The 22,554-nt window shown below is 42.4% G+C and carries 19 protein-coding genes and 1 riboswitch; of the genes, 12 read left to right on the forward strand and 7 right to left on the reverse strand.

Features of this window, described 5'->3' with window-relative positions:
- Window positions 1-4: 4 nt before the first annotated feature.
- From proW to R7E47_RS08470, 5 genes are all read left to right on the forward strand, one after another.
- Window positions 5-1,090 (forward strand): glycine betaine/L-proline ABC transporter permease ProW, encoded by a 1,086-nt coding sequence (gene proW / locus R7E47_RS08450; RefSeq protein ID WP_005377778.1) that lies wholly within the window; start codon window positions 5-7, stop codon window positions 1,088-1,090.
- Window positions 1,083-2,090: a glycine betaine/L-proline ABC transporter substrate-binding protein ProX gene (proX, locus tag R7E47_RS08455; protein ID WP_005377779.1), complete on the forward strand. Its 1,008-nt coding sequence runs from the start codon at window positions 1,083-1,085 to the stop codon at window positions 2,088-2,090. Before proW ends, proX begins: the two co-directional genes overlap by 8 nt.
- 194 nt (window positions 2,091-2,284) lie before the next feature.
- A complete protein-coding gene (locus R7E47_RS08460) occupies window positions 2,285-4,234 on the forward strand; it encodes an LTA synthase family protein (RefSeq protein ID WP_017633995.1) in 1,950 nt (649 codons plus the stop codon).
- Between the two features lie 146 nt (window positions 4,235-4,380).
- Entirely contained in the window at window positions 4,381-4,746 is a 366-nt protein-coding gene (locus R7E47_RS08465) for a VOC family protein (RefSeq protein WP_005377781.1), read from the forward strand.
- A 99-nt stretch (window positions 4,747-4,845) separates the two neighbouring features.
- A complete protein-coding gene (locus R7E47_RS08470; RefSeq protein ID WP_005377782.1) occupies window positions 4,846-5,229 on the forward strand; it encodes a hypothetical protein in 384 nt (127 codons plus the stop codon).
- 89 nt (window positions 5,230-5,318) lie between these two features.
- Here R7E47_RS08470 and R7E47_RS08475 read toward each other — a convergent pair whose 3' ends face one another.
- Both R7E47_RS08475 and R7E47_RS08480 read right to left on the reverse strand, forming a co-directional pair.
- Entirely contained in the window at window positions 5,319-6,053 is a 735-nt protein-coding gene (locus R7E47_RS08475) for a chromosome partitioning protein ParA (RefSeq protein ID WP_033905210.1), read from the reverse strand.
- Between the two features lie 31 nt (window positions 6,054-6,084).
- The gene (locus tag R7E47_RS08480) at window positions 6,085-6,243 is read right to left on the reverse strand and encodes a hypothetical protein (protein ID WP_005377784.1); all 159 of its coding nucleotides are present in this window, start codon (window positions 6,241-6,243) and stop codon (window positions 6,085-6,087) included.
- Between the two features lie 527 nt (window positions 6,244-6,770).
- A riboswitch (glycine riboswitch) is annotated at window positions 6,771-6,870 on the forward strand.
- 122 nt (window positions 6,871-6,992) lie between these two features.
- Between R7E47_RS08480 and R7E47_RS08485 the strand changes: the two genes are divergently transcribed.
- Window positions 6,993-8,369: an alanine/glycine:cation symporter family protein gene (locus tag R7E47_RS08485; protein WP_005377785.1), complete on the forward strand. Its 1,377-nt coding sequence runs from the start codon at window positions 6,993-6,995 to the stop codon at window positions 8,367-8,369.
- Window positions 8,370-8,487: 118 nt separating this feature from the next.
- Here the strand turns inward: R7E47_RS08485 and R7E47_RS08490 are convergent, their stop codons facing one another.
- Both R7E47_RS08490 and R7E47_RS08495 read right to left on the reverse strand, forming a co-directional pair.
- Window positions 8,488-9,054, reverse strand: a complete 567-nt coding sequence (locus R7E47_RS08490) for a hypothetical protein (RefSeq protein ID WP_005385713.1) — start codon at window positions 9,052-9,054, stop codon at window positions 8,488-8,490.
- Window positions 9,054-9,689, reverse strand: a complete 636-nt coding sequence (locus R7E47_RS08495) for a LysE family translocator (RefSeq protein ID WP_017820932.1) — start codon at window positions 9,687-9,689, stop codon at window positions 9,054-9,056. The genes R7E47_RS08490 and R7E47_RS08495 overlap by 1 nt, the downstream gene beginning before the upstream one ends.
- A gap of 223 nt (window positions 9,690-9,912) precedes the next feature.
- Here R7E47_RS08495 and R7E47_RS08500 point away from each other — a divergent pair, with 223 nt between their 5' ends.
- Window positions 9,913-11,385: a carboxypeptidase M32 gene (locus tag R7E47_RS08500; RefSeq protein WP_017820931.1), complete on the forward strand. Its 1,473-nt coding sequence runs from the start codon at window positions 9,913-9,915 to the stop codon at window positions 11,383-11,385.
- 70 nt (window positions 11,386-11,455) lie between these two features.
- On the opposite strand, the gene R7E47_RS08505 is transcribed toward R7E47_RS08500, so the two are convergent.
- From R7E47_RS08505 to R7E47_RS08515, 3 genes are all read right to left on the reverse strand, one after another.
- Window positions 11,456-12,406 (reverse strand): LpxL/LpxP family Kdo(2)-lipid IV(A) lauroyl/palmitoleoyl acyltransferase, encoded by a 951-nt coding sequence (locus tag R7E47_RS08505; RefSeq protein ID WP_031778977.1) that lies wholly within the window; start codon window positions 12,404-12,406, stop codon window positions 11,456-11,458.
- 420 nt (window positions 12,407-12,826) lie between these two features.
- Window positions 12,827-13,162, reverse strand: a complete 336-nt coding sequence (locus tag R7E47_RS08510; protein ID WP_069593657.1) for a DMT family transporter — start codon at window positions 13,160-13,162, stop codon at window positions 12,827-12,829.
- 123 nt (window positions 13,163-13,285) lie between these two features.
- Window positions 13,286-13,672 (reverse strand): hypothetical protein, encoded by a 387-nt coding sequence (locus R7E47_RS08515; RefSeq protein ID WP_053303128.1) that lies wholly within the window; start codon window positions 13,670-13,672, stop codon window positions 13,286-13,288.
- Between the two features lie 340 nt (window positions 13,673-14,012).
- Between R7E47_RS08515 and metA the strand changes: the two genes are divergently transcribed.
- The 5 genes from metA to R7E47_RS08540 all read left to right on the forward strand — a co-directional run bounded on the left by metA (window position 14,013) and on the right by R7E47_RS08540 (window position 22,545).
- Window positions 14,013-14,954, forward strand: a complete 942-nt coding sequence (gene metA, locus R7E47_RS08520; RefSeq protein ID WP_158173854.1) for a homoserine O-acetyltransferase MetA — start codon at window positions 14,013-14,015, stop codon at window positions 14,952-14,954.
- A gap of 179 nt (window positions 14,955-15,133) precedes the next feature.
- Entirely contained in the window at window positions 15,134-15,859 is a 726-nt protein-coding gene (gene pilW / locus R7E47_RS08525) for a type IV pilus biogenesis/stability protein PilW (protein ID WP_017820928.1), read from the forward strand.
- A gap of 267 nt (window positions 15,860-16,126) precedes the next feature.
- Complete coding sequence (locus R7E47_RS08530) at window positions 16,127-17,056, forward strand: phosphate/phosphite/phosphonate ABC transporter substrate-binding protein (RefSeq protein WP_053303129.1); 930 nt, start codon at window positions 16,127-16,129, stop codon at window positions 17,054-17,056.
- Entirely contained in the window at window positions 17,056-19,212 is a 2,157-nt protein-coding gene (locus R7E47_RS08535) for an EAL domain-containing protein (RefSeq protein WP_318084084.1), read from the forward strand. The genes R7E47_RS08530 and R7E47_RS08535 overlap by 1 nt, the downstream gene beginning before the upstream one ends.
- Window positions 19,213-19,368: 156 nt before the next feature.
- Window positions 19,369-22,545 carry a response regulator gene (locus R7E47_RS08540; protein WP_318084086.1) on the forward strand — a complete coding sequence of 1,059 codons (3,177 nt, stop codon included), beginning with the start codon at window positions 19,369-19,371 and terminating at the stop codon, window positions 22,543-22,545.
- The last annotated feature ends 9 nt before the right edge of the window (window positions 22,546-22,554 follow it).

Here is a 22,554-nt window from a genome sequence, read left to right on the forward strand (position 1 = left end):
CACGATGTCTTCAGAGCAAACTAACAATGATCCCTGGTCAAATACTGCTCCTGCGCAAGATGATCCTTGGTCGCAAGGTACAGAGGCCGCGCCAAGTAATGATTGGCTCAACTCAGAAACTGTAGAGCAAGCGCCATTCGATATTATGAACCCATTCCAAGATGCGGTTTTACCCCTCGATAGCTGGGTAGAATCCGGTTTGAACTGGCTGGTGGAACATGGTCGACCTGTTTTCCAAGCAATACGAGTTCCAATCGACTTTATTCTAACGTCGTTTGAAACTGCTTTGGTGTCTACACCTGCGCCTATAATGGTACTCATTTTATTTTTGCTAGCGTGGCAGTTTTCCAATGTAAAACTTGGTTTTTCTACTCTTGTATCCCTTGTTTTCATCGGCCTAATTGGTGCGTGGTCACAAGCGATGACAACGCTAGCACTGGTGTTAACCGCCGTTTTCTTCTGTTTGCTTATAGGGCTACCAATGGGGATATGGTTGGCAAGGAGCCAAACCGCTGCCAAATTTGTTAGGCCAATATTAGATGCAATGCAAACGACTCCCGCGTTCGTTTACCTTGTGCCAATTGTTATGTTGTTTGGTATTGGTAACGTTCCTGGCGTAGTAGTAACGATCATTTTCGCCCTGCCTCCCGTTGTGCGCCTGACTATTTTAGGTATTCAGCAAGTACCTGAAGAGCTTATCGAAGCTGGCCACTCTTTCGGGGCAAACAAAAAACAGATGCTTTATCGCATCCAGTTACCGTTGGCGTTACCAACTATCATGGCAGGTGTAAACCAAACCTTAATGCTGTCACTTTCTATGGTAGTGATTGCTTCAATGATTGCTGTTGGCGGCTTAGGCCAAATGGTACTTCGTGGTATTGGCCGACTTGATATGGGTCTTGCTGCCGTTGGTGGCTTAGGCATCGTTATTCTTGCGATTTTGTTAGACCGTATCACCCAGGTGTTAGGGGTTAATGCGGGCAACACTAAACTTCGCTGGTATCACACAGGTCCTGTTTCATACCTATTAAAACTGAAAACAAAGACGAACCAAGACGATCTAAAACTTAGGAGAAACATCAATGAATAATTCATGGAAGAAAGCGCTCTCTGTTGGAGCTCTAAGTACTATCGCATTTTCAACTTATGGTGTGGCAAGTGAACTACCGGGTGAAGGTGTCACTGTTCAGCCTGTTCAATCAACCGTTGCAGAAGAAACATTTCAAACGTTGATCGTAAACCGCGCACTTGAAGAGCTTGGTTACGATGTTAAACCGACCAAAGAAGTGGACTACAACGTAGGCTACACCTCTATTGCTAAAGGTGATGCTACTTTCTTAGCGGTTGGTTGGTTCCCTCTTCACGCCGATAAGTACACGATGTCGGGCGGTGATGATAAGTTCTTCCGTAAAGGCCAATACGTAAGTGGTGCTGCGCAAGGTTATTTGATCGATAAGAAAACCGCGGAAAAATATAACATCACTAACATTGGTCAGTTAAAAGATCCAAAATTGGCGAAGCTATTCGATGCAAACGGCGATGGCAAAGCGGACTTAACTGGTTGTAACCCAGGTTGGGGGTGTGAAATGGTTGTTGAGCATCAGTTGGATGCTTTCAAACTTCGTGGCACAGTAACACACAACCAAGGTAACTACGCGGCGATTATCGCTGATACGATCTCACGTTACAAAAAAGGCGATCCGATTCTTTACTACACTTGGACACCGTACTGGGTAAGTGGCGTTTTAGTTCCAGGGAAAGATGTTGTGTGGTTAGAAGTGCCATTCTCTTCACTTCCTGGTGAGCGTAAGGACATTGATACGACACTAGAGAACGGTAAGAACTACGGCTTCGAGATGAACTCTATGCGCATCGTTGCCAATAAAGAGTTTACGGAAAAAAACCCTGCTGCTGCGAAGCTATTTGAAATCATCAAACTAAATATCAATGATGTTAGTGCTCAGAATATGATGATGAGCCAAGGTAAGAACAGCTCAGCGGACATCGAGTCTCATGTAAATGGTTGGATCAAAGCGAACCAGAAAAAGTTCGACGCATGGGTCGAAGAAGCGAAGAAAGCCGCAATGTAATCATGCCTTTATCAACCTCTAGAGCCAGTTGGTGTTATCAACTGGCTCTTTTTTTACACAAACGCCCCTCCCCCTTACATAGACATACCAACACTTACACTACTCGACCATAAACCCACATTATAATTCACGTTTATTTCACGCTTGCTTTGCTAAAAACAACACAACATAACAATTAAACTATTCGAATAAATATGAAAAACTTATCAAAGAGCTCTGTGTGGGGGCCTTTGCAGCCAATTGCTGCCTTTTCTTTGTTTTCGCTTCTATTTCTGTCTATCTCAAGAGTTTTGCTAGCTTTTTGGCAGATTGACCGTATTGACTCTCTAAACGACTTAATTTACATCCTAGGTCAAGGTTTGCGCGTAGATATTGCAACGCTTTGCTGGTTATTTATTCTTCCAGCACTGTTTTCAACCTTCATGCCATTAACCGGTAAGATGGGAGAGTGTTGGAAGCGAATATTACGCATATGGATGGTTTTAGGGCTTTGGGTGCTTGTATACATGGAGCTAGCAACAGCGCCATTCATTCAGGAATACGACCTACGTCCAAACCGCCTGTTTGTGGAATACTTAATCTACCCAAAAGAAGTCTTGAGTATGCTCTGGACTGGCTACAAATTAGAACTGTTTATTGGTGCGTTAGGTACAGTTTTAACCATCACTTTAGGTTGGAAGTGGAGTAAGAAACTGACCGATAAGGCGCAGCAGGTCAACTGGAAATGGCGACCACTATTGGCACTTTTCGTTGTTCTTTTTGGGGTTGCAGGTGCTCGCTCATCTTTAGGGCACCGCCCGCTAAATCCTGCTATGGTCGCCTTTTCTAACGATCCACTGCTTAACGACTTAGCACTGAACTCATCTTACTCATTGTTGTTTGCGGTTAATAGCATGAAGTCAGAAAAGAGTGCTGAGCAGTTCTACGGAAAAATGGACACTCAAAAGATGTTGGAATTAGTTCGCACTTCATCAACAAAGTCCGACTTCACCCCTTCATTACTCCCAACCATGAACAGTAACCCCGCGACTTACCAGGGTAAACATAAAAACTTAGTGATTTTGCTACAAGAAAGCTTAGGCGCCCAATTTGTCGGTGCTTTGGGTGGTTTACCTCTAACACCAAACCTTGATGAACTCATGAAGGAAGGTTGGCAGTTCACACAAATGTACGCCACTGGTACTCGTTCTGTTCGTGGAATTGAAGCCGTAACCACGGGCTTTCCTCCATCTCCGTCTCGCGCGGTAGTGAAGCTGAGTAAAAGCCAAACGGGTTTCTTTACCATCGCGGACTTACTGAAAGCTCAAGGCTATCACACGCAATTTATTTACGGCGGTGAAGCCAACTTTGACAACATGAAAACTTTCTTCTTTGGTAACGGTTTTGATCAAATAGTAGAAGAAGACGATTATAACAACCCAAGCTTTGTTGGCTCTTGGGGTGTTAGTGATGAAGATCTATATAACAAAGCAAACGAAGAGTTTGAACGCCTTTCAAAAAGCGACAAACCTTTTTTTAGCTTAGTTTTTACGTCAAGTAATCATAGCCCTTATGAGTATCCAAAAGGCAAAATTGAGCCATACGATTCAGAATATATGACGCGTAACAACGCCGTTAAATATTCCGATTACGCTTTGGGTACTTTCTTTGAAAAGGCGAAAAAGTCATCTTATTGGGATGATACCATTTTCATTGTAATTGCAGATCATGATGCACGTGTTTCTGGCGCTAACCTTGTTCCAGTTAAGCACTTTCACATTCCAGCATTGATCCTTGGTAAAGGCATTCAACCACGTAAAGATGACCGCATAGCAAACAACATAGACATGCCGCCTACACTGTTATCTCTGATTGGGGTAGATGCTAAAACACCGATGATTGGTCGTGATTTAACGAAGCCACTGGCTCGCGAAGATGAACGCGCAATGATGCAATACGACAAAAACTTTGGTTATTTAACGCGCGACAATCTCGTTGTGCTTTCCCCTGGTGAAAAGATATCGACCCTGGCGTACGACTTTAAAGACCAAACCATGAAGCCGCTAGAGGTGGACGAGTCTATTATCGAGCGTGCAAAAGCAAACGCATTATTTGCATCTAAAGCGTATCAAAACAACTGGTATTCTTCCAAACACACTCATTAATACCAATGATTCCGCTGATAAAAAGGAGCTAAACGGCTCCTTTTTCTTATTCTGTCACTTACCTTCGAGAATGTTCTACTGACAACTCCTGTCGTTCCTTTCCGTTAGATTGCCCCTACTATTTCTAATTGATTAAGGAACAAACCATGCTGACTATCAATTCATTCGTTCTCTACGTTGAGGACATCCACATAAGCCAAGTTTTTTATTCGAAACTGTTCGAACGCAAAGTCACGCAGTTGTCTCCAACCTTCGCCGCTATTCCACTGACCGAAGGCTTAACGTTGACACTCAAGCAAAGAGATAATCTTTCACCCTACAGCGGAATTAGAGGTGGTGGCACCGAGTTGTCTTTATCGGTGCCCAATAGTCATATGCTAGAGCGCATTTACAAGCGCTGGAAAGACCTAGGTGTTGAGTTTGTTCAACCACCAGCGACATCAGTGTATGGGTTAAATTTTATGGCTATCGATCCAGATAAGCATCGCATTCGTGTTTTCATAAATGAATAAAAATGCGTTAAAAATGCTTTTTACCCATTCCCAATGTGACTTCAATAAATTAGACTCAAGGAAACATCAAAAGCGGCGTAGTAATAAGAAGGAATGCCCATGAGCTCAAGTATGATCCTTAGCGAATCCCTAATCGAGAGCGGAAGAGATATCCCCCTCAAAGAACTGCTTTATGCAAAGCGCGTGCTGGATAACTACATGGCAGTAGCCAAAGAAAGTAGCCCGCTTGAGCTATTAACTGAGATGAAATCGGCAGCAAAGCAAGTAGAATACTTTACAACGACGAGTAACCCGTGTGAGGCTCGTAATGTCATCAGTCAGATGATTGATAAAATCGACACCGCGGAATCTTTTGCTTCGTTCAAAGCATTAGCAGGTAAGCCATCTCAAGCACTCAATGAACTAATTGAAGATCGAGCTCAGCTGATTAAACACGAACGAGAGCTCCTGCTCGCCTCAGGCTATGACGCCTCACGAATCTAATATACGCGACAGGCTAAAAGTCATAGCTAACAACGAAAAAGGAGCTCTTAAAGAGCTCCTTTTGCTTTTCAAAACCGGATACAAAAGACTTAAAGGCCGATATCTTCCGTTATTGCTTTGATTTGTTTGAGGTCCATTTTATAGACTTCAATCATTTGATCGACCTGACTTAGTCGTGAATTAGCTTCATCATGTTTATCACACGCGTCCGACTTCACGTCCCAAGATTTGCCTTCTAAAAATACGTCACACTCTTTCTTGAGTTTCTCAATCTTAGGTAATAATTTCGACCGTTCTTTCTCGAGAGACTCTAATTCTTGCGAAATTTTCAGCTCTTTCTGGAATACTTCGCGGGACCGCTCAAACATAGTCGCTTGCATATCCGCTTGACGACTCAACTTCTCATTTTCTGACTTCGTCGTGTTGATCTTATCTGCCTGCTGCTTCAATTGAGACTCTAGTGACAAGTTAACCTTCTCGACCTCAGTCAATTGCTTTTGCAACTTCTTAAGTGCTTTCTGGTGCGCTTCGTCTTTCGCGGCAAGTAACTCACTAACTTGGTTTTGTATTTCTTGGTCAAGCGCCTCTTCACGCACTTTTACTTGAGATTCCAACTGGGTTTTATCTTGCGTTAGTGCTTGATACTTTTCTTCTAATACGTGGTAAGTCGATTCCCACTTGTTCGCAGTGACAACCGATCCAACAAGGCCACCAAATGCCAAGCCTAACACCGCAGCGATTGCGATATAGATATGCGTACGTTTGTCACGCTCTTCAATGACAACTACGTCGTCTTGCTCTTCCATTTTGTTCTGAGAACTCACCGTATACTACTCCAAGGACTCTTTTACTTTGCTAGCGGATCAATTCCGCAAACATAATTGATGCTGTATAAATCAGAAATGCGCCAATTAATGTTATAACGGTCGCTTTTTGGACTTTTTCATTGGTTCGATAACGAAACAGCACAAATGCTACTGCAATCAACACCGCAATGGCTAATAATCTGGTCATACCGCCTCCTTGTCCACTCATGAAAAACTGCCTAGGTCCGTAGACTGTTTCACAAAGATTCATTGTAACCCATTTATACGTACCATAAGGTCAACTTAGCGTAGATTTTAAAATAAGTGCTCCGATTTTAATCAATTTTGTGTCCTTAATTGAATAACTTATGTCGTAACGATCGAAACACATTTATCGTTCTGAAGTGTTTTTGGGTTCCATTCCCTAACCCAATAAATTTTATTTATGCCGTGACTCGCACAAAAAGATTGGCAAACATACCTTCATGAAAATAGATAAGGTTATTTCATTGAAAATAAATTGACATAGGGTGTTGAAATGGACCAAAAACATGATAGAGTTCACACGTTAATGATGACCAGCATCATTAACTAACCTTTACTCATTTAATTGAGTAATTGTTCCGATGAAGACTGCAGGAGAGTGGTTATTAATCAAATTTTAACATTTGATTAGCATAACTCGCCGAAGAATTAACTATTTCAGGTGCTACCTAGGTAGCGGGGACTGTAGTTGGAGGAACCTCTGGAGAGAACCGTTAAATCGGTCGCCGAAGGAGCAAGTCTTGCACTCACGCAAGGTGAAACTCTCAGGCAAAAGGACAGAGGAGTGGAAAGTTACAACCTAACTATTTTGCTTGGCCTTCCCGCCTACAGCCAATAGCTTAGTTCTTTTAGAGATCGTTGATCTCGTCCTTTCCCTCTTCTCCTTATTAGTTGTTTTATTAAGGGGAAATCATGAACAACCTACAATCTTTACTACAAACCATCGATAATTTTGTCTGGGGTCCACCGCTGCTTATTTTGCTAGTGGGTACAGGTGTTTACTTCACTTTTAGCCTTGGCTTGATCCAGTTTAAACACCTCCCAACAGCGCTAGCGATGGTATTCAGTAAAGATAAGTCATCTAATACTCAAGGTGACGTTTCTAGCTTTGCAGCTCTTTGTACTGCACTCTCAGCAACAATTGGTACTGGTAACATTGTTGGTGTTGCCACAGCAATCAAACTCGGTGGACCAGGCGCTCTATTCTGGATGTGGCTCGCTGCCCTTTTCGGAATGGCGACTAAATACGCCGAATGTTTGTTGGCGGTTAAGTACCGAAGAGTCGATGATAAAGGCCAAATGATTGGTGGCCCAATGTATTACTTGCAATACGGTGTTGGCTCAAAAGCTCTCGCGATCATGTTTGCAGTGTTTGCTTTAGGTGTTGCTTGTTTTGGTATCGGTACGTTTCCACAAGTAAACGCGATTCTGGATGCAAGTGAGATATCTCTTGGTGTTAACCGTGAGCTATCTGCCTTTGTACTAACTCTTTTGGTTGCTTTCGTAACTTTGGGTGGCATCAAATCCATTGCTAACGTTGCAGGAAAAGTGGTTCCTACCATGGCTGTATTTTATGTGTTGGCGTGTTTAAGCGTGATCATCATGAATGCAGACCAATTGTTCAATGCCGTTGAATTAGTGCTGGTTTCAGCCTTTACATCAACAGCAGCGACTGGTGGTTTTCTAGGTGCAAGCATCATGTTGGCAATCCAATCAGGTATCGCTCGCGGTGTGTTCTCAAATGAATCAGGTTTGGGTAGCGCGCCTATGGCAGCAGCAGCAGCGAAGACAGACTCTTGTGTTAAACAAGGCCTAATTTCAATGACGGGTACCTTTTTCGATACCATCATTATTTGTACCATGACAGGCCTTGCTCTAATCCTGACCGGTGCATGGCAAAGTGACCTAGCAGGCGCCGCGATGACGACTCATGCTTTTGCGGTGGGTTTAAATGCAGATACATTTGGCCCTATGCTCGTCTCAATCGGTTTGATGTTCTTCGCTTTTACCACCATTCTTGGTTGGAACTACTACGGTGAGCGTTGCGTTGTGTTCCTGTTCGGAACTAAAGCTGTGCTTCCATACAAACTGATTTTCGTTGGCTTGGTGGCATCTGGTGCATTCCTTCACCTCGATATGATTTGGCTACTGGCTGATATCGTAAACGGTCTGATGGCAATTCCTAACCTAATTGGTTTGATCGCACTGCGTCACGTCGTACTGGCAGAAACCAAACTGTTCTTTAGCTCAACATCGCAATCAGGTGAAGTTGAAGCAGTGAAAGCTTAGTGAAACGGCAGGTTTGCGGTCACAAACTACCAGTAACGGAGAGCAAAGCACATTAGAAATGGTAAAAACATAAAGCCCGCTATTATTTAGCGGGCTTTATTTATCTTCGGTTAAATGGTTAATCTCTCAACCATTGATGCTCAACGTTTTCTCCACGTTCTTCAAAAAACTTCGCATTTTTTTGCTTGAATTGATCCGCTTTCAACTCTGATAGCGGCCAGTCTAAAAATGCTTCTGTTACAAACGAGTCGCCGACACCAACCTCAATCGATTCCAGATGTTTCCCGATGTAGCGATAAAAGTAGCCTTGCCCAAACGCATCGCACACCATAGGTACATGCCTGACACGTTGATGATTGACAGAGACCGAAGCCCAAGTCGTCGTTTTAGGTTCACAGGTTTGCTCTTTTACAACGTCGACCTCAAATTTATTGTCCATAGTTGTCGAAACAAAAACGACAATAGCGTCATGCAAATACACACGCCTGAGCAATAACTGTTTAGTGTCTTGAGTTCGCGTTTGTTGTATTCCATTAGCAAAAGGCTCGAAGTAGCCCCAGTGCCAAGACCAGATCATGCCGCGTTGCGCAAACTGTACTTGTGGCCACGTATGCCAAGCAACAGCGGCACCTATCCCCACAATAAATACAGCGAGTAGTATCAACAATCGATAAATATTACGCATTAAACGGGTTTTTCAATTAATAACTTCACACCAAGTGCGACTAATACTGCGCCCGTCGCGCCTTCCATCCACTTCATAAAGCTTGCATTCTTTAGTAGATTTTTAGCCGAGTTAAGCGCGCCAGCTAAACCACACTGCCAAACCATCGCAATAGCAAAGTGTACAGATGCCATCATCATTGATTGAAGCAAGGGTGAACCTTCTGGATTCACAAACTGTGGCAAGAAAGCCAAATAGAAGACCGCCGTTTTCGGGTTCAAGACGTTAGAAAGAAAGCCCTCTCTAAAAGAGCGCTTACCATTAAACACTTCGTGAATCTGCTCGGTCACGGTCAATCCATCTTTCGACGACATTAGCGCTTTTAAACTGCTCAAACCAAGCCAGATAAGATAAGCTGCGCCAATCATTTTTACGATTTGGAACAACTCTGCTGATTGCGCAAGAATCGCCGAGATACCAACCGCAGAAAAAAAAGCATGTACGAATAAGCCAAAGCAAATCCCTAGACTGGTTGTACATCCATCTTTTAGGCCCGAGCGGCTAGTGTTACGGATAACAAGTGCAGTATCTAAACCTGGCGTTAACGTTAAAATCGTAATGGCAATAATAAATGCCTCGAAATTCAAAATATCCATATTATCGTGATAATTAATTGTCAATCCTTCATCAATACCGCCAATCCACAAGATTCGCAAGCTTCTTTTTTAAGAGAGCTATACAACTGGGTGAGTTTATGGACAATGGGTTGGAGTTAATTGTTAATTATTAGTAAATTAACGCAGGTTGCTTAGTGCAACACCATATGAAGGACCCGTTATCGGGTGTTTAGGGAAAGAACAAAAGAATAAGAGTAGTCACATGAACGCATTTACAAAACTCGTTGAACATTCCAAAAAAGTGGCAAATTTTGAGCATCTATCTGCCATCATAGATTGGGATCAAGCGGCGGTCATGCCACCTGGTGGCGCTGAAGCACGCTCGAATGCCACGGCAGAGCTTGATGTACATATCCATTCTTTAATGACTCAACCGCACTTGGGAGAGCTTTTCGCTCAGGCAGAAGAAGACACGCTGTCTACAAAAGAAAAATCTATCCTAAGAGAAATGAAGCGTGGGTGGCAGCAAGCTAACTTACTACCAGAATCATTAGTTCAAGCTCAATCTCTTGCTGGCTCCAAATGTGAACATGCATGGCGTACACAACGTGGAGAAAATGACTGGGCTGGTTTTGAAAAGAACTGGGCTGAAGTAGTAAAGCTATCGCAGGAAGAAGCGCAAATTAGAGCCGAAGCAAATGGCACGACTCCTTATGATGCCATGCTCGATGTTTATGAACCTGGCACAACGTCTGCGTCGTTAGACATTCTTTTTGCTGACGTGAAAACCTGGCTTCCTACTTTGATCGATGAAGCGCTTGAAAAACAACAATCAGACAACATCTTATTGCCAACTGCACACTACCCTGCGGAAAAGCAAAAAGCGCTCGGTTTGGAAGTCATGAAGCTACTTCAATTCGATTTTGAACACGGTCGACTTGATGAGAGTACCCACCCATTTTGTGGCGGTGTACCGACAGATGTACGTATTACGACACGTTATAATGAAAACGAGTTTGTCCAATCATTGATGGGGATTGTCCACGAAACTGGCCATGCTCGATACGAGCAAGGGCTACCAAAAGATTTATCAGGAACACCCGCGGGAGAAGCTCGCTCTATGGGTATTCATGAATCACAATCACTCTTCTTTGAAATGCAAATAGGACGAAGCAGCGCGTTTATCGATCACCTCGCTCGACTGGCTTCTAACCATTTTTCTGGTAGTGAATTCGAAAAAGACAATTTAGCCAAAATTTACACTCGCGTAGAAAAAGGCTTTATTCGCGTAGATGCTGACGAACTTACATATCCTGCTCACGTTATTCTTCGATATGAAATTGAGCGAGATCTCATGAACGGCGTCATCAAACATACAGATGTACCAGAACTCTGGAACGAAAAGATGAAAGCGTACTTGGGGCTATCAACCGAAGGAAACTTCAAAAATGGCTGTATGCAAGATATCCATTGGACAGACGGAAGTTTTGGCTATTTCCCGTCCTACACGCTCGGTGCGATGTACGCTGCACAATTTATGGCAGCAATGAAACAAACCGTCGATGTAGATGCGGTTATTCGTTCTGGCGACTTAGCTCCGATATTCAATTGGCTCTCGGAAAACATCTGGAGTAAAGGGAGCTTATTCACCACTGATGAGTTGGTGAAACAAGCCACGGGTGAAACACTGAATGCTAAACACTTTCAAGCTCACCTAAAAGATCGCTACTTATAAAGCGAAAAGAATAGAAAGTAAAAGCCCAAGGTTCGTATGTTCCTTGGGCTTTTTGTAGGCTATCTATGTGTTATGCCAAGCTAGGGATGAGCCTAGGCTTGTACAAACAGTCCTCACCCTCTGGTCTAGTTTTAAACCGACGATGAAGCCACATATACTGGCTCGGACTTGCCATGATTGATGTTTCAACTATTTGATTCACGAATGCGGCGGCGCGTTGATGATCCTCTTTCGGGAAACCGTCGACGGGCGCACTAATGGTTAGGGTATAGTGTCCGTCTTTTCCTCTTACCATCGTAAAAGGCACAATGGCGCAATCTGTAGAATCAACCAACAAACTTGTACCTGTCGTAGTACAAGCATTTTTAACGGCAAATAACGGTGCAAATGTCGAGCGTCGGTTACCATAATCGTGGTCCGGTGCATACCAAACCCGCTCACCCGTTTTAAGTGATTCAAGCATGGCTTTGACGTTTTTACGATCAATCAGTGTACGATTAGAGCGAGAGCGTCCCTTATACTGAAAATAATCAAAGCACGGATTATTGTTTGGGCGATAAACACCGGTTCCAGACTTTTTAATGCCAAAAGCTCGAGCACCTAACTCTAGATTCATTGAGTGTACGGCCAACATTAATGCACCTTTGCCTGACTTCTCTAAAGCCTCTAGATGCTCCATGCCTTTTATCGTGACGTGTTTGTTTACCCGTTTATCTGACCAAAACCATGCCATTGCGGTCTCAAAAAGTGCGATGCCAGTATTGTCGATGTTGTCTTTTAGAATTGCTTCGCGTTGGCATTCTTCCATATGAGGGAAGCAAAGCTCAAGATTGCGTCTGATAGTAACTTGACGTTTTCTCATGATTCGCATAGCTAAACGACCAATGTTGCGTCCCAAAGCTAGTTGAACTTTAAAAGGAAGGAGGCTAAGTAAGTACATCACGCTAATGATAATTAACGTTCCCCAGTAACGAGGCAAAAGAAATTCGGCCTTGAATGCAGGCTTTTTGTATTTGTTCATGTAAGTATTGTCAGATGTGCCCATCTATAAGTGATAAAAACAATGATAATGGACTGCACTTTTATCATTGATAACGCTAATAACATAAATTAAAGCGCGCGGATTCTATGGTTCTTCGACACACTACACAATAAGAACTTTGCAGAAATATGTAGGGAATGAAAAAGCAGTAAAGATGAGTCGCCACGTTAACATCTATCGGAGTGATTTATCTACTGCCCTTTCCTAAAGTTTGAAGAAACATAACTTTGTATTTTCAATGCGCTAAATAATGCCTGTTTTTCAATCACATAATGCGACCGTGATGAATACAACAATAAGACGTCATATCAATACTCGCCATTAGCGATTGAATTTGTACTAAAAAGCCGCAGCAATTTCTCGCTGCGGCTTCTTATTCACTTAACAAGTAGAGTGGCGTTATTCGTGCCCTACTGTTTTGGATAATAAATTTACGATCAACACACCAGCGATGATAAACCCAATACCAACTAGGGCTGGTAAGTCTAGACGCTGTCCGTAAACAAAGTAACCAACCGTCGCAACCAAAACGATCCCAGCACCACTCCATATGGCATAAACAACCCCGACAGGCATTGTTTGCACTGTGACGGAAAGCAAGAAGAAAGCGATGCCGTAACCAATCAAAACGACTGTGCTCGGCATTACTTTCGTAAATTGCTCTGTTTTGGGAATATAAGAAGTGGCAATCACTTCACATACAATCGCTATCGACAGCGCCAACATTGGTGGCATAGAGACAAGCATTTTGAACATAAGGCATTAACGCTCAACAGAAATGTAACCGACAACATGTCCGGATAATTAGGCCGCGCATTATACCCAACTCATCTCACGATGGAATACCACTAACGATGTTTACACACCATCACTTTCGCTTACTTTTTGATGACCAGGTGAAAGGCTGACGTTTTGGTGCTGACGAGAAATTTCAAAGTAGATATGCATATCAATCGGCTCAGGTGTATTGAGTAGCATCTTACCTACTTCACGTTGGAAATGACCATAATTACCTAGCTCATCCGTTAGTTCTAGGAGCTCGTAAGAGGCTTCATCGGCAAACATTCCATACGCATACTGATAATGACTGATATCCTTGCTCTTATCATAACCCAGCTTTTGAAGAGCTTGATCAATCTCTTCCGGCGTATAAATGTCTTTATCACCAAACGAATGCAGTAGCACGCAAGGAACTTCTTGAGCGATGCCCTGAATCTTTGTCTTTCTCTTGAAAATACCGAACATAATGTCCTCCACTGACGATGTTTCCAAATATGCACATTAATGCAAAATGGTGAGCTGATTGTTTTTAGTATGGCTCATTAATTTGAGACTTCCTTACTACGAAGTCACCTTCACATATTAACGTGATCGCATAATTACCAGCAAATAGTACACACTGCGTTTCAAACCTATCTCATCAGAAACTCTGCTTTAGTCACAATTGTGTGACAACCCCGAGTACGGTTTACCATAATGTAAAGAGTAGATTGAAAAGTCGGATTTCGTATCGACATCTAAACTTAATTAAGTTAGCTTTAGAAGTATAGACGTCTAGATTGACTATACTTAGGGAGAGAAAGTCGTGCCAATTAGAATTCCAGATCAATTACCAGCTACCGATGTATTAAGGACAGAAAACATCTTCGTGATGAGTGAAACGCGTGCAGCGAGTCAGGAAATACGTCCTTTAAGAGTGCTGATCCTTAATCTGATGCCAAAAAAAATAGAGACTGAAACTCAGTTTCTGCGTCTACTCTCAAACAGCCCACTACAGGTTAACGTCGAATTACTGCGCATTGATAACCGCCCGAGTAAAAATACGCCAACTGAACATTTAGACACGTTTTATCGCCAATTTGAAATGGTGAGAGATAAAAACTTCGATGGCATGATCATTACTGGAGCTCCATTAGGTTTGGTGCAATTTGAAGATGTCATTTATTGGGATCATCTCAAAACCATCATGGAGTGGGCAAAACATCATGTGACATCTACTCTTTATGTTTGCTGGGCTGCGCAAGCAGGGTTAAAGCTACTCTACGATCTACCTAAAAAAACGCGTAAAGAAAAACTTTCAGGTGTTTATCATCATCAAATCCATCATCAGTTTCACCCTATCTTACGCGGATTTGATGACACGTTTTTGGCTCCTCACTCGCGTTACGCAGATTTTTCGCCTCACTTTCTAGAAGAGCATACTGACTTAGACATTTTAGCGACATCGGATGTCGCAGGTGTGTACTTGGCCACCACAAAAGACAAACGCAATGTCTTTGTCACAGGACACCCTGAGTATGATTCTCACACCTTACATAATGAATATATCCGAGATTTAAGCGAAGGTATGGAGCCCGCTATTCCTGTCAACTATTACCCAAACAACAACCCAGATAACCCACCAATTGCAAGCTGGAGAAGCCATGGACACCTCCTCTTTTTAAACTGGCTGAACTACTGTGTTTATCAGCAAACACCGTACGATCTCGATCACTTCAGTGAAGATGCTTTCACTAAAGACGATTAGCTTCAAAATAAGCAAACAAAGCACTCATCATTACCGAAATGTAATATGTGAACCAAGCCGCCATATGGCGGCTTTTTCATAACAGTTTGCAAACCTGATCGCATAGTGTTTTTTCCTCAATAGGTTTTTGCTAAGTAATTCATATCATGCAGAAAGATTCAGGGATGTAGGGATAAAGAATGAAAACAGCAAAGCTCGGTGCACTAATATTATTGTCTCAGTTTGCACTCGTGGGTTGCGTGACGGTGAAAGAAGATGGAAGCCCTGTCGTTAAAGCCGATCCTGTGGCAATGGCAGAATCACGTATCGCACTTGGCTTAGGTTATTTAGACGGCGGTAACATGATTCGCGCGCATGATAACTTACAACAAGCCTTAAACCACGCACCTCAATACTATCGCGCGCAATTATCTATGGCTCACTACTACGAAACGGTTGGTGAAGATATTAAAGCCGAACAGATGTATAAACGCTCTCTACGCCAACACACTAAAAACGGAAATGTGCTCAATAACTACGGTACTTTTCTTTGCAAGCGAGGTGACTTCGAAAAAGCCGATCAGATGTTTAATCGAGCCATTGAGCAGCCTTATTACTACCTTATTCCAGCAAGCTATGAGAATGCAGCTTTTTGTGCGCTAAAATCACAAGATAAAGACAAAGCGAGATACTACTTTACTAGAGCTATCGATCATGACCCTCATAGACCAAAATCGATTTTGCAACTCGCTAAAATAGAAATTGATAGCGGTGATTATACTGAAGCTAGAATTCGATTAATGAGATTCAATCAAATGTATGGCGTGAAGAAGCCCTCTTTGCAACTCATGATTCAACTTGAACGTGCAGCAGGCAATGAAGCTCTCGAGAAAAAGTATCAAAAACAATTGGAAAAATTTTCTTAGTACAAAATAGCGATACATAAGGCGCATTAGCTCACAGCCAATACAGCGCTTGACCAAGAATCCAGTGAATTCAGACTCACGGTGATACATTCATCCTGTACATAAACGTCAAATTCGGTACTATTTGAACGGAATAAGTGACCAAGTCACATTATAAAAAGTGCGCACACAACGAAATTTGTACATCATACTGTTTTTAAGATTGATTTCGGCACATTGATAAATACTAAATATTACTGACATGCACCAGAAGGAAGTTGAAGCCGGATGAAACCTGCCTGCACTCTGTTATTACTCACTTTGCTGAGTTCACCTTTTGTTGTCAGTGCACAAGAAAATATTGAGAAAACATTCACATTTGGCATTGTGTCCAATAAAGCCCAAAGCAAAATCAAAAAAGCGACGCCCCTTACTCAGTATGTAACTGAAAATATGACTGAATATGGTTACGCAAAAGGGGCGGTAAAGGTATTTAAAAATTATCGTCAGCTCGCGGTTGCGCTTGAAAATGGCACCGTTCAAATTGCAACGGCGACCCCCTTTAATGCGATGACTTTAGAAAAGGAGTCTAATAGCCAAGTTCTTGCTATACGATGGAAAAAAGGCCTGCAAAAATATCATACGGTGTTCTTTACTAATAAAGAGAGTGGCATTGAGTCACTTTCTGACCTGCGCGGAAAAACGCTTGTTTTCGAAAAGCGCACGTCTACCAGCAGCTATTACCTACCTGCGATTACATTGCTGAACCACGGAGAAAAACTGCAATACCTTCCCTCTCCTGATGACAAACCGGCCAAAGACAGCATTGGTTATTTATTCCTTGATGAGCAACTCGCTCAGTCAAATGAAATCAACCTATCTGTATGGGTATATAAACAGAGAGTTGCAGCAGGAGCATTCAGTAACTTCAACTGGAACAATCCCAAAGATTTGCCAGAGAACATGAAAGACAAACTAGCGATTTTTTCTCGTTCTGTTGAAATACCCAGGGATTTGATTCTCGCTTCTCCAAGCATGAGCCTAGAGCAACAGCGTAAAATCACGTCCATACTGCTTGATATGGATACAACTCACGAAGGCTCTCTCGCACTTAAAAAGTTTCAGAACACCAAAAAATTCAGCGCGCTTACTCCAGAAATGCGAGCCTCCTTAAGTACAGTGCGCAAGTCAGTTCACTTGTTACCGAAGGTGGATTGATGTTTCAAAAGCTCTCACTCGAAACCAAATACATTTGCTCGACAATGTTCGTTGTCTTGTTTGTTGTGGTGATAAATCTTGCGTTATACATGCACGGTTACGATGCATATTCAAATAGCTTAACTCAACAAATCACGAACAACTCTCAAGAAAAAACAGAATCTTACGTTAAGCAAAAAGGGTTGGTTTATGCAGAGCTATTATCAAAACAGCTTTTTAATCCACTCTATACAGACAATATCAGTCAAGCGTATGAGCAAATTAAGGCAACATTGAGCCAGCCAGATGTCTCGAAAATACATGTTGTTGACAATGAAGGGCTAATCTTTCACGACGGCACTACTCAGCTAAGGATGTTTGCCCAACCTCATCACCGCTCTCCTTTTATTTTGAAAGCAATAGAAGAATCCAGAACTCTCGTTTCCTTTTCCAAGCATCAGTTGGAGATCGCAGCGCCGATTCAGCAATCAAATATTACTCTTGGGGCGGTATATCTTGAGCTTAACTTGATACATCTACTGGAAGAGCAAGAACAGAACATTGAACAAGTCCAAGCGATTACCTCAAACGATAAACAGAAGATGTTTAACTTGCTGCTAACGATCAGTGGGATATCCGTTCTATTCGGTAGCATCATCGCTTATGCTTTGGGGCGGTCGTTAACTAAGCCACTCAAGCAACTAAAAGATCAATTTTCAGAGTCAAATACCCAAGCGCTGCCAGTCACCGACATACAAAGCAAAGATGAAGTGGGAGAACTTATTTCGGCGTACAACAAAATGTCAAACAAAGTGAACCGATACACCAGCCGAGTTGAGTTCATGGCGTACCACGATATTCTGACTTCCCTGCCAAACCGAGAAAAGTTACTCATTGATATTCAAACGCAAATAACTGACCACAAATCTCCCTCACTTGCGGTTGTGTTTATTGACTTGGATGACTTTAAGCACATTAACGATAACTACGGACATAACATTGGGGATAAATTGCTAGGCCATCTTGCTTCAGAGCTTCAAGGCCGTTTGCCGAGTTATTTTAAGCCGCTTTACCGCCTTTCTACCATCGTAAGTCGAGTAGGTGCGGACGAATTTGTACTGGCCTTTCCGTGCTCGGACAATCATGAAGCTAGAGAAAAAGCGCACGCTATTCATCGCCAACTACTCTCTCCCTTTAGTTTGGAAGAGAACGATATTCAAATTACGGCAAGCCTCGGAGTTGCTGTGTATCCAGAATTTGGTTCAAACGCTGAGTCTCTTTTACAGCTTTCTTCTCTTGCGGCGCAGGAATCCAAAAGACGCGGTAAAGACATTATGACGATATACGATTCCACGTTTGATGAAACGGTTAAACAACGTTTATACATAGAACGAGAACTGCGTCGTTCAGTACGTAACTTGTCTCAATTCGAGCTGTGGTATCAACCACAATTTGATCTAAAAACCTATCGCCTAATTGGGGTCGAAGCATTGGTTAGGTGGAATCATCCCGAGAAAGGTTATATCAGTCCAGAATCGTTTATCCCGATCGCAGAGCAAAGTGATTTAATATTGGAGCTTGGAGAACATATCATTAAGACGGCAGTTGCTCAGCGGGCAATGTGGGCAGAACATTTCGGTACTGATTTTCACATTGCACTAAACTTGTCCCCAAGACAAATCTATCGCCAAGATTTAAGTCAATTATTTTCTAAGTATTTACGACGACATGATGTCGCCCCTCAAACCATTCATGTTGAAGTGACAGAGTCACTTTTTATTGATGATACAGAGAAAGCTCAATATGTGCTTAAAAAACTACAAAGTATCGGAGTGGAAGTTTGGCTAGATGACTTTGGTACGGGGTATTCAGCCCTTGCCTACCTACAACATATGGCTTTTGACGGTCTCAAGATTGATCGTTCATTTATCGCTCAAATCCGAAAAAGCGATCAAGACGATTCATTAGTTCGCGCGATTGTATCCATGGCTCACAACCTAAGAATGAAAGTAGTAGCCGAAGGCGTAGAAACTCAAACTCAACTCACACGAATGGAGTCTCTCCACTGTGACGTCGTACAAGGTTTTTTCTTAGGTAGACCTGTACCTGCCGAGGAATTGATTGCATTTGAATACCAACGAGGGAGTGGCGCTCAAAGCGTCAATCACTTTGCTTAGAACGCCGTTTTGTTAACTATTGCCGCTTAGCGCATTAGTACTCGTAATGCAATATCGGTCACACTTCCCCCACCTCATTAATATGAATTTTCTCTTAAAATCTAACATCTGAGATAAATAAACTACACTTTTCATATCAACTTCTTGGATATGGAAATGCGCGTGGTAGGAATCTTTTCTTGGAACAACCTGTCGGTAAAACAAAAGCTATTTGGGTTGGTTTTGCTGCCAATTTTATTGTTGCTTGTCCTCGCGGGTAAACATGTACAAAGCCTTTCTATCCAGGCTCAGGAACTACAAAAAGCACAGTTATTCTCTGTCTACATCGACCGCGTATCTTCGCTTTATCACCTACCGAATAACCCTGATGTAATAGATAAGCAACTAAAAACTCAGCAGATATCTCAATTGTTACGCGACACCGCTGCACCAGTATTCGGTGAAAACGCTGAGATACTAAACCAGTTGACAAGCTTTGAGGAAGCAACCCTCTCGATGCTCTATTCGCAAAATCAAGAAGAAAAGTTAGATGCGGCAGAGTGGCGCGCTGATACGTTCAAAGAAATCCTCATGAGCTTAGACAAAGTCTATTTTAGAAATGTGAGTTATGAAACAAACACTCACCTTTCTTCTTTGATGCAACTTGAATGGTTGATGTTTTGGTCCACTGAAGAGCATAGATTAAGCGAATATTTGATTCGATCTTCAGAGGAAAATAACGAGTATGACCTCACAACACAGGCTTCTATCCAATCTTTAATCCAGAACCAACAACTATTTCTAGAGCGTTTTGTGACGCTAAATGCCAATCAACAACAAGTAGATCTGCTCATTGAGACGTTTACGGGTGAAGTCTTTATCAAAAGCCAAGAGTTTCGTGCTTATTTATTGCAACCAGCTCAACTCAAATCATTAACCCCGGATGAGATTGATGCGGGGTTATCTGCACTCAACAAACGCTTATCGTTATTACAAAGTGTTGACGACAAAATGGAACAACAGCTGAGTGATGATATATCAAAGACAATCAACACGACGACACAGCACCGCTTTACCTTTATCGCAATGATGAGCCTTTTAACGCTGTTGGTCGTAAGTTTAACGCTAAGATTGGTGCGAAAAGTTACTGGAAACTTGAATCTAGTCCTCAAATTTCTCAGTAACGAAAGCAATGAACAAAGTAACACTGAAAATTCACCTCTTGCTCAACTAATAAAGGGTAAAGACGAGCTGAGTAAGTTTGCTCGAGAGGTAAAAAAGCTTAGTGATGAGCGGATGTTGTCCAGACTAAAGCTCACACAAGCTAAAGAAGATGCAGAACAAGCAAAAGATGATGCAATTAAGGCGAGTAAAGCCAAAAGTAGCTTTTTGGCCAACATGTCCCACGAGATCCGCACGCCGCTAAATGGCGTTATTGGCATCTCTGAAGTGTTATCCGATACTTCCCTGACTGCCACACAACGCGATTACGTCGACACGATTGAAACCTCCTCCCAACTGCTTTTGAGTTTAATTAATGACGTTCTAGACTTCTCAAAAATTGAATCTGGGATGTTGCTCATTAGCCCACATTCAACTTGTGTTCGAGAGTCTATCTATGACATTGCTTCTATCATTTCACCGAAAGCAAAGGAAAAAGGCATCGATGTGCAAGTCAACATTAGCCGTAACACGCCTTACCACGTAATGTTGGATGACCATCGTATACGCCAAGTTGTCATGAACTTCATGTCTAACGCGGTAAAATTTACCGAACAAGGCAGTGTAGAGCTATCGGTCATCACCCGCGAAATTAAAAATGGTGAAGCGGTCATCGAGTTTTCCGTTAAAGATTCTGGAATTGGTATTGATGCCCAGCAGCAAAAGAAAATATTTGCTCCATTTGCCCAAGAGGATAACTCTACTACCCGACAATTTGGGGGAACTGGACTTGGGCTTGCCATTAGCACGCAATTAGTTGAGCTAATGGGTGGAGAAATTCAACTTGAATCCGAGAAAGGTAAAGGCAGTCGCTTCTTCTTTGAACTAACTGCTCCTGTTGTGACGCAAGAGTTTAACGCTTATCACGCTCTGAATCACAACGATATATGGATTGTATGCAGCAGTACTCAACTAGAACAAAAACTGCGTAACGAGTTAAGTTTTTTCAACATCAATATAACGCAGTCAGTAGATACCTTAAGTGCGTTGCCAACGTGGATTGATAACGAGCGCGTTATCGTTATTCATGTAGAAGCATCACCAAATGCAGCGGCGATGCATATCGATGAGATAGAAAGCCTTTGTAAACGAAACATTCGTGTCTGCCTCATCAAGCACCTTCATAGCCCACAATTCGACTTTAGAAACAGTATCAGCGCCTTGGTCACTCAGCCACTACTAGGGCAGCGCTTAATTAAAGCACTTGAAAGTTGTGCGGCAAATTTCTCGCACGCACAACAAGAGAGCACTTCAGCGCAACATGTTAAATCTCTGCCGAAAATTTTGGTCGTTGATGACAATACGGTCAATCAAAAAATCGCGGGGCTACACGTCACAAAAGCTGGCTTCGACTTTGATGTCGCTGTAAACGGACAAGAAGCGGTTGAGAAATTTCAACAGAATCAATACAGCCTAATTTTAATGGACTGCATGATGCCCGTAATGGATGGATTTGAAGCCACCCAAATAATTCGTCAAATAGAAGTAAAAGAAAAACGCGCTTTCAGAATTCCGATTATTGCTCTAACGGCAAGTGTGGTCGATGACGATATACAAAAATGCTTTGACGTTGGAATGGATGACTATGTGCCCAAACCGTTTAAAGCAGGGTTGCTTAAAGAGAAGTTAGATAAGGCAATTGGGTTACGTGTTTCCAACACGACGCCTGCTGAACCACACCAAGAGAACACCACCCCCGATAAAACTCATGAACTACCTGCAAGTTCTGAGCAACCAGAAGCAACGGTAACGCCTATTCGCTCCGAACGCATCTTGCTTGTCGAAGATAATAGAGTGAACCAGAAAGTGGCTTCTCTATTGCTATCTAAAGCAGGCTATCAATTCGAAGTCGCAGAAAACGGACAAATTGCAGTCGAAATGTTCCAAAAAGATGGAAAGTTTGATGTTATTTTGATGGATTGCATGATGCCCATAATGGATGGGTTTGAAGCTTCTAGGCAAATTAGAGCTTATGAAGCGAGTAAAGGATTAGCTAAGACGCCCATTATCGCATTAACAGCAAGCGTCGTTGATGATGATATTCAACGCTGCTTTGATTCAGGAATGGATGCCTACGTACCAAAGCCTGTGCGCAAAGAAAAACTGTTGTATCAAATTGAACAAGCAATGTAGGTGGATTCT

Origin of the sequence: Vibrio sp. Vb1026, assembly GCF_033338745.1 — a bacterium.
In the GTDB taxonomy this organism is placed as follows: Bacteria; Pseudomonadota; Gammaproteobacteria; order Enterobacterales; family Vibrionaceae; genus Vibrio; species Vibrio alginolyticus.

Excerpts from the sequence above, each read along its gene's own strand:
- R7E47_RS08515 (WP_053303128.1), bottom strand. The coding sequence starts at position 13,672 with ATGTTCGGTATTTTCAAGAGAAAGACAAAGATTCAGGGCATCGCTCAA.
- R7E47_RS08530 (WP_053303129.1), top strand. The coding sequence starts at position 16,127 with ATGAAACCTGCCTGCACTCTGTTATTACTCACTTTGCTGAGTTCACCT.
- pilW (WP_017820928.1), top strand. The coding sequence starts at position 15,134 with ATGAAAACAGCAAAGCTCGGTGCACTAATATTATTGTCTCAGTTTGCA.
- R7E47_RS08505 (WP_031778977.1), bottom strand. The coding sequence starts at position 12,406 with ATGAACAAATACAAAAAGCCTGCATTCAAGGCCGAATTTCTTTTGCCT.
- R7E47_RS08490 (WP_005385713.1), bottom strand. The coding sequence starts at position 9,054 with ATGCGTAATATTTATCGATTGTTGATACTACTCGCTGTATTTATTGTG.
- R7E47_RS08480 (WP_005377784.1), bottom strand. The coding sequence starts at position 6,243 with ATGACCAGATTATTAGCCATTGCGGTGTTGATTGCAGTAGCATTTGTG.
- R7E47_RS08465 (WP_005377781.1), top strand. The coding sequence starts at position 4,381 with ATGCTGACTATCAATTCATTCGTTCTCTACGTTGAGGACATCCACATA.
- R7E47_RS08510 (WP_069593657.1), bottom strand. The coding sequence starts at position 13,162 with ATGCCACCAATGTTGGCGCTGTCGATAGCGATTGTATGTGAAGTGATT.
- proW (WP_005377778.1), top strand. The coding sequence starts at position 5 with ATGTCTTCAGAGCAAACTAACAATGATCCCTGGTCAAATACTGCTCCT.
- R7E47_RS08470 (WP_005377782.1), top strand. The coding sequence starts at position 4,846 with ATGAGCTCAAGTATGATCCTTAGCGAATCCCTAATCGAGAGCGGAAGA.
- proX (WP_005377779.1), top strand. The coding sequence starts at position 1,083 with ATGAATAATTCATGGAAGAAAGCGCTCTCTGTTGGAGCTCTAAGTACT.
- R7E47_RS08500 (WP_017820931.1), top strand. The coding sequence starts at position 9,913 with ATGAACGCATTTACAAAACTCGTTGAACATTCCAAAAAAGTGGCAAAT.
- R7E47_RS08540 (WP_318084086.1), top strand. The coding sequence starts at position 19,369 with ATGCGCGTGGTAGGAATCTTTTCTTGGAACAACCTGTCGGTAAAACAA.
- R7E47_RS08535 (WP_318084084.1), top strand. The coding sequence starts at position 17,056 with ATGTTTCAAAAGCTCTCACTCGAAACCAAATACATTTGCTCGACAATG.
- R7E47_RS08495 (WP_017820932.1), bottom strand. The coding sequence starts at position 9,689 with ATGGATATTTTGAATTTCGAGGCATTTATTATTGCCATTACGATTTTA.
- R7E47_RS08460 (WP_017633995.1), top strand. The coding sequence starts at position 2,285 with ATGAAAAACTTATCAAAGAGCTCTGTGTGGGGGCCTTTGCAGCCAATT.
- R7E47_RS08485 (WP_005377785.1), top strand. The coding sequence starts at position 6,993 with ATGAACAACCTACAATCTTTACTACAAACCATCGATAATTTTGTCTGG.